Source organism: Nocardia sp. CC213A (genome assembly GCF_030766805.1).
Lineage (GTDB): Bacteria > Actinomycetota > Actinomycetes > Mycobacteriales > Mycobacteriaceae > Nocardia > Nocardia otitidiscaviarum.
Genome location: NZ_JASFXA010000011.1, coordinates 12,469 through 24,126, shown reverse-complemented (window position 1 = coordinate 24,126; position 11,658 = coordinate 12,469). Strand labels below are relative to the sequence as shown.

Annotated in this window: 14 protein-coding genes; 1 reads left to right on the top strand and 13 read right to left on the bottom strand. The window is 68.0% G+C overall.

Going from position 1 to position 11,658, the window contains the following annotated elements; genetic code table 11:
- Window positions 1-3: 3 nt before the first annotated feature.
- The 13 genes from tatC to dop form a co-directional block, all read right to left on the bottom strand.
- Complete coding sequence (gene tatC, locus QJS31_RS20750) at window positions 4-972, bottom strand: twin-arginine translocase subunit TatC (RefSeq protein ID WP_282778826.1); 969 nt, start codon at window positions 970-972, stop codon at window positions 4-6.
- 91 nt (window positions 973-1,063) lie between these two features.
- A complete protein-coding gene (gene tatA, locus QJS31_RS20745; protein WP_029927968.1) occupies window positions 1,064-1,321 on the bottom strand; it encodes a Sec-independent protein translocase subunit TatA in 258 nt (85 codons plus the stop codon).
- Window positions 1,322-1,383: 62 nt separating this feature from the next.
- On the bottom strand, window positions 1,384-2,457 hold the full coding sequence (locus tag QJS31_RS20740; RefSeq protein WP_282778827.1) for a 2-dehydropantoate 2-reductase: 1,074 nt from the start codon (window positions 2,455-2,457) through the stop codon (window positions 1,384-1,386).
- A 34-nt stretch (window positions 2,458-2,491) separates the two neighbouring features.
- The gene (locus tag QJS31_RS20735) at window positions 2,492-3,409 is read right to left on the bottom strand and encodes a YafY family protein (protein WP_195145934.1); all 918 of its coding nucleotides are present in this window, start codon (window positions 3,407-3,409) and stop codon (window positions 2,492-2,494) included.
- Window positions 3,410-3,465: 56 nt separating this feature from the next.
- Entirely contained in the window at window positions 3,466-4,458 is a 993-nt protein-coding gene (locus tag QJS31_RS20730) for a YafY family protein (RefSeq protein WP_143980819.1), read from the bottom strand.
- Window positions 4,459-4,517: 59 nt separating this feature from the next.
- Complete coding sequence (locus tag QJS31_RS20725; protein WP_306357459.1) at window positions 4,518-4,718, bottom strand: hypothetical protein; 201 nt, start codon at window positions 4,716-4,718, stop codon at window positions 4,518-4,520.
- A gap of 11 nt (window positions 4,719-4,729) precedes the next feature.
- Complete coding sequence (locus QJS31_RS20720; protein ID WP_282778832.1) at window positions 4,730-4,921, bottom strand: hypothetical protein; 192 nt, start codon at window positions 4,919-4,921, stop codon at window positions 4,730-4,732.
- Window positions 4,914-5,153: an antitoxin gene (locus QJS31_RS20715; RefSeq protein WP_282778833.1), complete on the bottom strand. Its 240-nt coding sequence runs from the start codon at window positions 5,151-5,153 to the stop codon at window positions 4,914-4,916. The genes QJS31_RS20720 and QJS31_RS20715 overlap by 8 nt, the downstream gene beginning before the upstream one ends.
- Before the next feature lie 43 nt (window positions 5,154-5,196).
- On the bottom strand, window positions 5,197-6,555 hold the full coding sequence (pafA, locus tag QJS31_RS20710; RefSeq protein WP_029927975.1) for a Pup--protein ligase: 1,359 nt from the start codon (window positions 6,553-6,555) through the stop codon (window positions 5,197-5,199).
- A gap of 190 nt (window positions 6,556-6,745) precedes the next feature.
- Window positions 6,746-7,519 (bottom strand): proteasome subunit alpha, encoded by a 774-nt coding sequence (prcA, locus tag QJS31_RS20705; RefSeq protein ID WP_282778835.1) that lies wholly within the window; start codon window positions 7,517-7,519, stop codon window positions 6,746-6,748.
- Window positions 7,516-8,376 carry a proteasome subunit beta gene (gene prcB, locus QJS31_RS20700; protein WP_282778837.1) on the bottom strand — a complete coding sequence of 287 codons (861 nt, stop codon included), beginning with the start codon at window positions 8,374-8,376 and terminating at the stop codon, window positions 7,516-7,518. Before prcB ends, prcA begins: the two co-directional genes overlap by 4 nt.
- Window positions 8,373-8,564: a ubiquitin-like protein Pup gene (locus QJS31_RS20695; protein WP_029927979.1), complete on the bottom strand. Its 192-nt coding sequence runs from the start codon at window positions 8,562-8,564 to the stop codon at window positions 8,373-8,375. Before QJS31_RS20695 ends, prcB begins: the two co-directional genes overlap by 4 nt.
- Window positions 8,565-8,725: 161 nt before the next feature.
- A complete protein-coding gene (gene dop, locus QJS31_RS20690) occupies window positions 8,726-10,225 on the bottom strand; it encodes a depupylase/deamidase Dop (RefSeq protein WP_039814479.1) in 1,500 nt (499 codons plus the stop codon).
- Between the two features lie 192 nt (window positions 10,226-10,417).
- On the opposite strand from dop, the gene QJS31_RS20685 reads away from it, so the two are divergent.
- Window positions 10,418-11,653: a DUF418 domain-containing protein gene (locus tag QJS31_RS20685; RefSeq protein ID WP_282778838.1), complete on the top strand. Its 1,236-nt coding sequence runs from the start codon at window positions 10,418-10,420 to the stop codon at window positions 11,651-11,653.
- Window positions 11,654-11,658: the final 5 nt, after the last annotated feature.

The window sequence follows — 11,658 nt, the reverse complement described above, 5'->3', positions numbered from 1 at the left end:
TCGTCAGAGGGTATCGGAGTAATCCGACGTCGAACGTATGGTTTTCTCCGGCGCGGCGACCGGATCGGGTGCGCCGACCGGTTCCGGGCGCTCGATCGCGCCTGGTCCGCCGCTCAACGGGGACGCCTGATCATCGGAGAGCGCGCCCCAGCTCTCGGCCTGTCGCGCCTTGCGCCTGTCGTTGAGCCGCGCGATCTGGACCGCCAGTTCGAACAGCACGGTCAGCGCGAAGGCCAGCGCCAGCATGGAGAACGGGTCCTGCGGGGTCACGATGGCCGCGAACACGAACAGACCGAAGATCATGCCGCGCCGCCACTTCACCAGCTTCTCGTAGGTGAGCACGCCGATGACATTGAGCCCGACGATGATGAGCGGTGTCTCGAAGCTGACACCGAAGATGATCAGCAGCTGGATGATGAAGCTGAAGTACTCCGTACCGCTCAACGCCGTGATCTGCACGTTGTCGCCGATTCCCATGAGGAATTCCAGCGCGTGCGCGACCACCCAGTAGGCGAGCACCGCGCCCGCGGTGAACAGCGTCGCGCCCGACGCCACGAAGGAGACCGCGTACTTGCGCTCCTTGGCGTACAGGCCCGGGGTGATGAAGGCCCACAGCTGGTACAGCCAGACCGGACTGGCCAGCACGATACCCGCGGTGAGGCCGACCTTCAGGCGCAGCATGAACTGCTCGAACGGTCCCGTGGCGAGCAGGCGGCATTCGCCGTCGGCGGTGAGCGCGGCGCGTTTGGCCGGGTCCAGCGCACAGTAGGGGCCGCGCAGGATATCGCCGAGGCTGTCCATCCAGAGGAAGGAGTGCGAGTACCACAGGAAACCGAGCACCGAGGTCAGCACCACCGCGAGGATGGACTTCAGCAGTCGGGACCGCAGCTCGTGCAGATGCTCGACCAACGACATGGTGCCGTCGGGATTCGTTCTACGCCGACTGCGCCGGGGGTCGAACGGAATGCGCATGGATGTGATGCCTCGCTGATCGCCTGGCGCCGGACCTGGACAGAACTCGCCCCGGGACGAGTTCCTCATCCCGGGCGTTACGACAGGGCGATTACGCCTTGTTCAGATCGGACTTGGGCTGCTGGACCGGCGTGCCGGGCTGCTGGGCGGCGGGCAGTTCCGGCGCGGGAGCCTGGGCCTGCGTGGTCTTGTCCTTGTCACCCTCGGACTGCATCTCGCTCATCTCGCTCTTGAAGATGCGCAGCGACCGTCCGAGACCCCGGGCCGCGTCCGGAAGCCGCTTGGCCCCGAACAGAACCAGGAACACCAACGCGATGATGATCCAGTGCGTCGCGCTCAATGAACCCATTCGACTTCCTCCAAACTCGTAGTCACCTGATGCTACCCGACCGGCATATGGCGAACCATTTGTCAACCCTGGTTCGACCGCTGGTCACCCGGATTTGCCCGGATGTTACCCGCGGCGATCCGACCCGCCGCCGCACCGAGTTCGGCCAGCAGTTCCGCACCCGACCAGGTGCGACGGTCGCCCTTCTCGGCGGCCGTGATGAGCTCGACGAGGCGCTGGTTCACCGGCGTCGGCATCCCGACGATCGTGCCCAGGCTCACGATTTCACCGCTCAGCCAGGCGATTTCGGTGCTGCGCCCGGCGGCCAGATCATCGGCCATGGAGGAGCGCGCCACCGGGTCCACCGCCAGCACCGTGCCCGCCACCCGGGTGAAAACGGCATCGGGGACGGTCAGCAGCCGCGCCATCAGCTCCGGCGGCAGCGCGGTGAGCCGGGCCGGGCGAATGCGGGCGCGGGCCATGGCGCGCAACGCCTCCCGCTGCGCCAGCGCCAGACAGCGCCGGTAGTCCCGCTGGGCCAGCTGCTCGCGCAGCGGACGGCCGGACAGCGCGTTGATCGGGTTGTTCAGGTTGAGCAGCAGCTTCGCCCACTGCACCGGCAGCAGGTCCGGATAGCGGCGCACCCCCAGCCGGGAGCGGTCCAGCACCGGCCGGAGGCGGTCCAGGGCCGGATCGTCGGCGACGGCGATACCGCCCGCCGTGCCGCGATGGAAGCGGCCGCCGCCGTGGTGCACCACATTGAACATGACCATGCCCGGCAGCACCACGCAGGTGGGCAGCAGCTCGCGGATGACCGTGTCGTTGCCGATACCGTTCTGCAGGCTCACCACCACCGTGCCGGGGGCCAGCCGTCCCACCAATTCGCTTGCGGCCGAGGCGGTATCTCGCGACTTCACACAGATCAGCACCAGATCCACGGCATCGACGCCGGCGGTGGAGGCGGCGGTGCGGAAGGCGTCCGGCGCGACCCGCTCGTCGCGTCCGTCCAGATCGGTGAGCCGCAGGCCGGAGGCCCGCAGCTCGTCGAGCATGCGGGGGCGGCCGACGAAGGTGACATCGGCCCCGGCGGCGGCCAGCGCGCCGCCCACATAGCTACCGATACTGCCCGCGCCGAGCACCAGCACACGACATGTCACCGGGACCGACCTCCTCACACCTGTCCTGGCCACGCTATCCGGCGTCGGCCAGTGCGGCGTAGGCGGCCAGCGCCGCACTCGACCGGTCCCGCACCGCGCTCACCAGATCCGGCGGCCCCAGCACGGTGACGCCGGAACCGAAACCGAGCAGCAGCCGGGCCATCCAGTCCAGGGTGGCGAAACGCATGGTGGCCTCGACACTGCCGTCCGGGTGCGTCGTCACCCGGTGCATCGGATACTGATCCAGCACCCACGCGTAGTCGGCGTGAATCCGCAGGCGCGCCAACGGAACCGCGGGATCGTCCACGAACAGGTTCAGCCCCGCGGATTCGTCGGTGGCGTCCACCGGCGGGTGGGCGGGCTCGTCGAGTTCGGTCGCCTCCTCGATGCGGTCCAGGCGGAACAGGCGCACGCCCTCGGCCTGGCGGCACCAGGCCTGCAGATAGGAGTTGTTGTCCACCAAAACGATTCGAATGGGGTCGACCACCCGCTCGGAGACCACGTCGCGGCTGGCCGAGTAGTAGACCAGGCGCAGCGCGCGATTGCGGGCCAGCGCCGAGCGGACGGTGGCCACCGCGGGGGCCTCCACCGGCGCGGCGGCGCGAATCTCGGCCTCCCGCCCGGAGATCGCGGACTCGATCTTGGCGGTGGCGGAGTGCGCGGCGCTCGGATCGACCATGCCCGGCAGGTCCGCGATCGAGCGCAACGCCACCAGCAGGGCCGTCGCCTCGGTGGAGGTCAGGCGCAGCGGGCGGTCGATGCCCGCGGAGAAGGTGACCTCGATGCTCTCCTCGGAGAAGGACAGGTCGATGAGGTCACCCGGACCGTACCCGGGCAGACCGCACATCCAGAGCTGATTCAGATCGCTCATCAGCTGCTTGGTGGTGACCCCCAGCTCGGCGGCGGCCTCGGCGGCGCTGATCCCCGGATTCGCCAGGAAGTACGGCACCATGTTCAACAGCCGCGACAGCCGCACCGACAGTCGGCTCCCGGTGACTTTGGGACTGCTCACGCCGTGACCTCCGTCTGTTCCAGCACCGACCGGAGGCGGCCGATCACCGTGTCGCGCAACTCTTCCGGGGCCAGGACCAGGGCGTCGGGGCCGAGGCCGGTGAGCAGGCGGGCCAGCCAGTCGCGGGAGCGGACCGGCACCTCCACCACCGAGCCGGGGCGGCCGCCGATCTCGCGCTCCTCCATGGTCGCGCCGAGGCGGCGGATCTCCTGACCGCGCCCCTTGGCCACCCACACGGTGGCGGAACCGGTGATCGGGGCCTGGCTGGTCACCCGCGTCACGATCTCGCGCAGATCGACGTTCTCGGGCTTGTGCACCGCGTTGACCGGCCCGTAGGGGGTGACCTGCTCGCCGATCCGGGAGATCCGGAAGGTGCGCACATCGTCGCGGGCGTTGTCGTGGCCGACCAGGTACCAGCGGCCGTGCTGGGTCACCACACCCCAGGGCAGCACATCGCGCTCGATGTACTCGTCGCCGCTGGTGCGATGCGGGAACCGCACCGCCTGTCCGGCGTCGATGGCGGCCAGCAGCCTGCCCAGCACCGGTTCCGCGCCGCGGGTGCGCGCCGGCACCGCGGGCACCGACGCCACCCCGTTCTCGGGTTCGACGTGCACCCCGGCCGCGCGCAGCTTCAACAGCGCGCCCTCCACGGCGGTCGCCAGTTCGGGGGATTCCCACAACTGCACGGCCACCGCGACGGCCGCGGCTTCCTCGCGGGTCAGATCGATATCGGGTAGTTCGTAGGCATCCCGGTTGATGCGGTAGCCCTCCACGCTGGAGAACCGGCTGACCGGACCGATCTCGAGGGGTATGCCCAGATCGCGCAGCTCGTTCTTGTCCCGCTCGAACATCCGGCTGAACGCCTCGTCACTCGCGGACTCCTCGTACCCCGCCACCGATTCCCGAATCCGCTCGGCGGTCAGGAACTGGCGCGTCGACAGCAGCGCGATAACCAGATTCATCAACCGCTCGACCTTGGATATCGCCACGGGTTAGAGGGTAATCGGCCCTACCGTGATCGCGCGCGCGGGACCACGGTACGGCGCGGTCACGCGATCAACTCCACCCGGCTCGGCAGGCCGGGCGCCTTGCTGCGTTCGGCGTCGGAGGCGAGCAGTGGGAGGTCCAGACGTGCCGCCAACGCGGCGTAGAGCGCGTCATAGAACGTCACGGTATGGCGCAGCTTCCACGCTTCGACAGACAACCACCCTCGGTGCGCGTAGCGCTCGTCCACCAGCATCGTCGACATACGCATCCCGGTCAGTGCGGTCCGCTTGCCGATAAGGCCCGTTCGTTCGCTCTACGCAGGTCGCTGCCCACCTCGGCATCGATTAGACGCGGCGCCTGGCACATCGATTCAGCGATCATCCGAGCCGTCGCCACTCCGGCGGCATCGTTGCGCAGGAACGCGTCGACCATGGCCGACGCGTCCACAACATACTCGTCAGTCACCCCGCAACTCCCGCAGCGCCTCGAGAATGGAATCACCGTCGGCACCGGGGCCGGGATCACGTTCCAAGGACTCTCTGATGGCCGCGAGCGCCTCGGATTTGGTAGGCCGCCGCGCCAAGGTGATCAATTCTCGCCGCATGTATGCCTGCAGCGACATCCCGGCTGCCGCGGCGCGGCGGCGAAAAACCTCCGCGTCCTCGTCGGGGAGATCCCGAATCTGAAGGGTGGCCACAGCGCGATAGTAGCGCTACGGCCACCACCGGACGGTGTGATCGCTACATCGAGGCGATGAGCCGGTCCACGCGCTCGTCGACCGAACGGAACGGGTCCTTGCACAGCACGGTGCGCTGCGCCTGGTCGTTGAGCTTGAGGTGGACCCAGTCGACGGTGAAATCGCGGCCCGCCTCCTGGGCGGCGGTGATGAAATCGCCGCGCAGTTTGGCGCGGGTGGTCTGCGGGGGCGTGGTGACCGCCGCGTCCACGGCGTCGTCCTCGGTCACCCGCTTGGCCAGGCCCTTGCGCTGCAACAGGTCGAACACACCGCGACCGCGCTTGATGTCGTGGTAGGCCAGGTCCAGCTGGGCGATCTTGGGGTCGGACAGCTCCATGCTGTAGCGGTCCTGGTAGCGCTGGAACAGCTTGCGCTTGATCACCCAGTCGATCTCGGTGTCGACCTTGGCGAAGTCCTGCGCCTCGACGGCGTCGAGGGTGCGGCCCCACAGATCCACCACGGCGTCCACCTGCGGATCGCGTTCGCGGTTGCGTAGATGTTCGACCGCGCGGGCGTAGTACTCGCGCTGGATGTCCAGCGCGGACGCCTGCCGCCCGCCCGCCAGCCGCACCGGGCGGCGACCGGTCAGATCGTGGCTCACCTCGCGGATGGCGCGAATCGGATTGTCCAGCGCGAAGTCTCGGAACGACACCCCCGCCTCGATCATCTCCAGCACCAGCGAGGCCGTGCCCACCTTCAGCATGGTGGTCGGCTCCGCCATATTGGAGTCGCCGACGATGACGTGCAGCCGCCGGTACTTCTCCGCGTCGGCGTGCGGCTCGTCGCGGGTGTTGATGATGGGCCGGGAGCGGGTGGTGGCCGAGGAGACGCCCTCCCAGATGTGCTCGGCGCGCTGCGACAGGCAGAACGTGGCCGCCTTGGGCGTCTGCAGCACCTTGCCCGCACCGCAGATGAGCTGGCGGGTCACCAGGAACGGCAGCAGCACATCGGAGATGCGGGAGAATTCACCGGCCCGCACCACCAGGAAGTTCTCGTGGCAGCCGTAGGAGTTGCCCGCCGAGTCGGTGTTGTTCTTGAACAGGTAGATGTCCCCGCCGATCCCTTCCTCCGCCAAGCGCTGCTCGGCGTCGATGAGCAGATCCTCGAGGACCCGCTCGCCGGCCCGGTCGTGGGTGACCAGCTGCACCAGGCTGTCGCATTCGGCCGTCGCGTACTCCGGGTGGGAGCCGACATCGAGGTAGAGCCGGGCACCGTTGCGGAGGAACACGTTCGAGCTACGGCCCCAGGAAACCACCCGGCGGAACAGATACCGGGCCACCTCGTCAGGGCTCAACCGACGGTGACCGTGGAACGTACACGTCACCCCGAATTCGGTCTCGATCCCCATAATTCGTCGCTGCACACCATCGACATTACAGCGAGAGACAGCCGCGCAAGGGCGGTCGAACGATCCCGATGCATACGTCTTGACAACGATTCAGCACGGAATGCAACGCCGCATCCCCTGCGAGCAGCCATAAAACAAGCCCCCGTCGCACTCTGCTGCGCAGCGTGCAAAGGGGGCCGTTTTCGTCTCTGGTCGAATCGAATTGCTACGGGTTCGACGGATCTCCCGCCGACGGTTTCTCGGCCGCGTCGGCCGAGGTCGACTCGCTGGTTCTACCGGTGATCACATCCTGGAGAGTCGCCGCCGGAATGCGGCGGAACGCCCGCCGGGGCCGGGCTTGCTCCAGGGTTGCCACCTCCAGGGATCCGACGCCGAGCGGCTTGCGATCCTTTTCGGCCTCGGGCGCGCCCTTCTGCAGTGCCTGCAATGCCACACCCATTGCCGAGTGCAGATCCAGGCCGGGTCGATAGGACGCCTTGAGAGCGGTCTGGATGGGTTCGGTATTGCCGCCCATGACCACGAATTCCCGCTCGTCGACTATCGAACCGTCGAAGTTGATCCGGTACAGCACCGCATCCGGATCCTGCTCCGGATAGCCGACCTCGCCGATGCAGATCTCCACCTCGAACGGCTTGAGCTGATCGGTGAAGATGGACCCCAGCGTGGAGGCGTACATATTGGCCAGCGCCCGGCCGGTCACATCCCGCCGGTCGTACTGGTAGCCGCGCAGGTCGGCCTGCAGAATGCCGCCCCGGCGCAGATTCTCGAACTCGTTGTACTTGCCGACCGCGGCGAACCCGACCCGGTCGTACAGCTCACTCACCTTGTGCAGGGTCGCCGAGGGGTTCTCGGCGACGAACAGCACGCCCTTGTCGTACACCAACACCACGACACTGCGGCCGCGAGCGATGCCCTTGCGCGCAAGCTCGGTCTTGTCGCGCATGATCTGTTCGGCCGACGCGTAGTACGGCAGTGTCATGCTTCGCCGCTCCCTTCAGCGGCCGCCGCGACGCGATCGTCCACGATGGCCCGCGTAATCTCTGCCAGCCGGTCCTCGGTCACTTCCGCCGCGCCCTCGGCATCGATGGTGATGGCCGTGGGGTAGATCCCGCGCATGGTGTCCGGGCCGCCGGTGGCGGTGTCGTCATCGGCCGCGTCGAACAGCGACTCGACCGCGATGCGCAGCGCTCGTTCCTGGTCGAGGCCGCGGCTGTAGGTCTTCTTCAGCGACGATTTGGCGAACAGCGAACCCGAGCCCACGGCGGTGTACCCGAACCGCTCCTCGCTGCGTCCGCCCACCACGTCGTAGGACACGATGCGCCCGGCCCGATCGGGGTCCAGCGCGGACGGATCGAAGCCCACCAGCAGCGGCACGACCGCCAGGCCCTGCAACGCCGCGGGCAGATTGTCGCGCACCATCTTCGACAGCTTGTTGGATTTGCCGTCGAAGGTGAGCGGGACGCCCTCGATCTTCTCGTAGTACTCGAGCTCCACGGCGAAGAGCCGGATCATCTCGATCGCCATACCCGCGGTGCCCGCGATCCCGGCCGCCGAGTACGAGTCGGTGATGTATACCTTCTCGATATCCCGGCTGGCCAGCAGATTGCCCTGGGTGGCGCGCCGGTCACCGGCGATCACCACCCCGCCGCGGTAGGAGACCGCGACGATGGTGGTGCCGTGCGGTGCGAAATCCGACGGCGCGACACCGCTGGTGTGCCCGCCGTCGGACCGGAACTTGTTGGCGGGCAACAGTTCCGGCGCGTTCACTCGCAGATATTCGGAGAAGGAGGAGAGGGCGTACCCCGTGTGGAGACGCAAGGGGTCACCCGCTGTCACTGGCCGCCCTTCTGAACGTAGGCGCGCACGAAGTCTTCCGCGTTCTCCTCGAGGACGTCATCGATCTCGTCGAGCAGGTCGTCGGTGTCCTCCGCCAGCTTCTCGCGGCGCTCCTGTCCCGCTCCCCCGTCGACGGGGCCCTCGTCCTCGTCGCCGCCACCGGCGCGCTTGGTCTGCTCTTGTGCCATAGCAGCCGACCTCCTCTGTACTGATCATCGGCGAGAACGGACGTTCGAAACCGATCTCGTCCCACAACACTACCCAGCCGAGACGACATCATGCGGGATTCGCCCGCAATGTGCCCCGGCCGCAACACCCGCGCAATACCTGATTTCGCTCCCGGCGAAACTCAGTGGGTGAGCTGATCCACCAGCTCGGCGGCGGTGTGCGCGCTGTCGAGCAGCGTGCCGACATGCGATTTCGTCCCCCGGCGCGGTTCCAGGGTGGGAATGCGCACCAGCGAATCCCCGCCGAGGTCGAAAATCACCGAATCCCAGCTGGCGGCGGCGATATCGGCCCCGAAGCGGCGCAGGCACTCGCCCCGGAAGTAGGCCCGGGTATCGGTGGGCGGATTGGTCATGGCGTCGGTGACCTGCTGTTCGGTCACCAGCCGCCGCATGGAGCCGCGCGCCACCAGGCGGTTGTAGAGCCCCTTGTCCAGCCGCACATCCGAGTACTGCAGGTCCACCAGGTGCAGTTTCGGCGCCGCCCAGCCCAGCCCCTCGCGATTGCGAATCCCTTCCAGCAGGCGCAGTTTCGCGGTCCAGTCGAGCAGGTCGGCGGTTTCCATGGGGTCGCGCTCGAGCAGGTCCAGCACGTGCGCCCACTTGTCGATGACATCTGTGACGCGCGGATCGTCGTTGCCGATGCGGTCGTTGTACTTCTCCACCCGGTCCAGGTAGATCCGTTGCAGCGCAAGGCCGGTCAGCTCGCGGCCGTCGGCGAGGGCGACGGTGGCGCGCAGGCTGGGGTCATGGCTGATGGTGTGCACCGCGGTGACCGGGCGGGCCAGTTGCAGATCGGACAGGTCCTCCCCCGCCTCGATGAGGTCCAGCACCAGCGCGGTCGAGCCGACCTTGAGGTAGGTGGACCACTCCGAGAGGTTGGCGTCGCCGATGATGACGTGCAGACGGCGGTATTTGTCGGCGTCGGCGTGCGGTTCGTCGCGGGTGTTGATGATGCCGCGCTTGAGGGTGGTCTCCAGCCCGACCTCCACCTCGATGTAGTCGGCACGCTGGGACAGCTGGAATCCGGGCTGGTCACCGGACTGGCCGATACCCACCCGCCCGGAGCCGCACACCACCTGACGGGAGGCGAAGAACGGGGTGAGACCCAGGATGATCTGATTGAACGGCGTGTCCCGGTTCATCAGGTAGTTCTCGTGGGTGCCGTAGGAGGCCCCCTTGCCGTCCACATTGTTCTTGTAGAGCTGCATGCGGGGTGCGCCGGGCACGCTGGAGGCGTAGCGGGCGGCGGCCTCCATGACGCGCTCGCCGGCCTTGTCCCAGATGACCGCGTCCAGCGGATCGGTCACCTCGGGGGCGGAGTATTCCGGGTGGGCGTGGTCGACGTAGAGGCGAGCCCCGTTGGTGAGGATCATATTGGCCGCGCCCACCTCGTCGGCGTCGATCACCGGCGCGGGCCCGTTGAGCCTGCCCAGGTCGAAGCCACGAGCGTCGCGCAACGGGGATTCCACCTCGTAATCCCAGCGGGTGCGCTTGGCGCGCGGCACGCCCTCGGCCGCGGCGTAGGCGAGCACCGCCTGGGTGGAGGTGAGAATCGGGTTGGCCGACGGCTCCGTAGGCGTGGAAATGCCGTACTCGACCTCGATTCCGATGATGCGCTGCATGGGAACGAGCCTAGGCGACACCGGGCGGAATCGGGTGCGCCCGGGGCGAGTGCGGTGTCACGCGGGCCGGAGCGCGGCGGGCGCGACCACCGCACGACGGACCCGGCTCGGGGTGGTCCACGACTCGAGTCGTAGCCGTGGTCATCCCTGTGGGCGACGCGCCGCGACCGGGGTGTTCGGGAGAATTCCCGCATGCCCGAACCGGTTTCCGCTCCGAGTACCGCGGCGTCCGCGACCAGCGCGCGACCCGCCGACCGACCCACCGCACCGCAGCCGTCCAGCCGGGTGGCCGCGCTGGACGTGCTGCGCGGAATCGCCATCCTCGGCACCCTCGGCACCAATATCTGGATCTTCACCGACCCGGCGGGCCTGCTCGGCTATCTCCAGGGCACCGAGGCCGCGAACACCGCCTGGATGTGGACCGAACGTGTGCTCCAGCAGGTGGCGCAGGGCAAATTCCTGGGGCTGCTCACCATCATGTTCGGCATCGGGCTGGCTATCCAGCAGCGATCGGCGGCGCGGGCCGGTCGGCCCTGGCCCGGCAAGTATCCGTGGCGGGCCCTGCTGCTGTTCGTCGACGGTCTGCTGCACTTCCTTTTGTTCACCGAGTTCGACGTGCTCATGGGCTATGCCGTCACCGGCCTGGTGGTGGCCTACATCCTGGCCACCAGCCCGCGCGCACAGCGCCGCTGGCTGCTGTCCACGGCGGCCGTCCACCTGACCTTCCTGGCCCTCGCCGCACTGGCGCTGCTGTTCGCGCCGCGGTCGGACTCCGGGCCCACCGAGCCACTGGATCCGAATCCCTACGCGGACGGGTCGTTCTGGGATCTGGTGGTGTTCCGCTGGGAGCATCTGCTGCTGTTCCGGCTGGAGACCATCATCATCTTCCCCATGTCCATCGCCCTGTTCCTGGTGGGCGCGCGGCTGTTCCAGGCCGGTCTGTTCACACCCGAGGGCGGGCGAATCCGCAAGTGGCTCATGATCATCGGCGCGGTGGCCGCACCACTGGACATGGGCCTGGGCGTCTTCGGCGGCGGAGATCTGATCCTGATCACCCGCTATGGGATCGCGCCGTTCGTGGCGCTCGGCATCCTGGGGCTGGTGGCCTGGTTCTACCGGAACCGGCCGCGCCCCGGCTGGGTCGGGCGGCGGTTCGGTGAGGTCGGCCGGATGGCGCTGAGCTGCTACATCCTCCAGAATGTGGTGGCGTCGACCATCTGCTACGGCTGGGGGCTGGGGCTGGCCGCCCGGGTCTCCGCCGACGCCCGGGTGCCGTTCACCATCGCGGTCTACCTGGGGGTCGCCGCGGCCATGCTGGTGTTCGCGCACCTGTGGCTGCGCCGGTTCGACCGCGGACCGGTGGAGTGGCTGTGGAACGCCTGCTACCGCGCGATCGCCGAACGCGGCAGCGCATCGGCAACCAGGTAGCGAAT

Bases quoted from the DNA above. Each gene is read 5' to 3' on its own strand.
- dop (WP_039814479.1), bottom strand. From the start codon at position 10,225: ATGCAGCGCATCATCGGAATCGAGGTCGAGTACGGCATTTCCACGCCT.
- QJS31_RS20685 (WP_282778838.1), top strand. From the start codon at position 10,418: ATGCCCGAACCGGTTTCCGCTCCGAGTACCGCGGCGTCCGCGACCAGC.
- prcA (WP_282778835.1), bottom strand. From the start codon at position 7,519: ATGACACTGCCGTACTACGCGTCGGCCGAACAGATCATGCGCGACAAG.
- tatA (WP_029927968.1), bottom strand. From the start codon at position 1,321: ATGGGTTCATTGAGCGCGACGCACTGGATCATCATCGCGTTGGTGTTC.
- tatC (WP_282778826.1), bottom strand. From the start codon at position 972: ATGCGCATTCCGTTCGACCCCCGGCGCAGTCGGCGTAGAACGAATCCC.
- QJS31_RS20695 (WP_029927979.1), bottom strand. From the start codon at position 8,564: ATGGCACAAGAGCAGACCAAGCGCGCCGGTGGCGGCGACGAGGACGAG.
- QJS31_RS20725 (WP_306357459.1), bottom strand. From the start codon at position 4,718: ATGTCGACGATGCTGGTGGACGAGCGCTACGCGCACCGAGGGTGGTTG.
- QJS31_RS20735 (WP_195145934.1), bottom strand. From the start codon at position 3,409: ATGGTGCCGTACTTCCTGGCGAATCCGGGGATCAGCGCCGCCGAGGCC.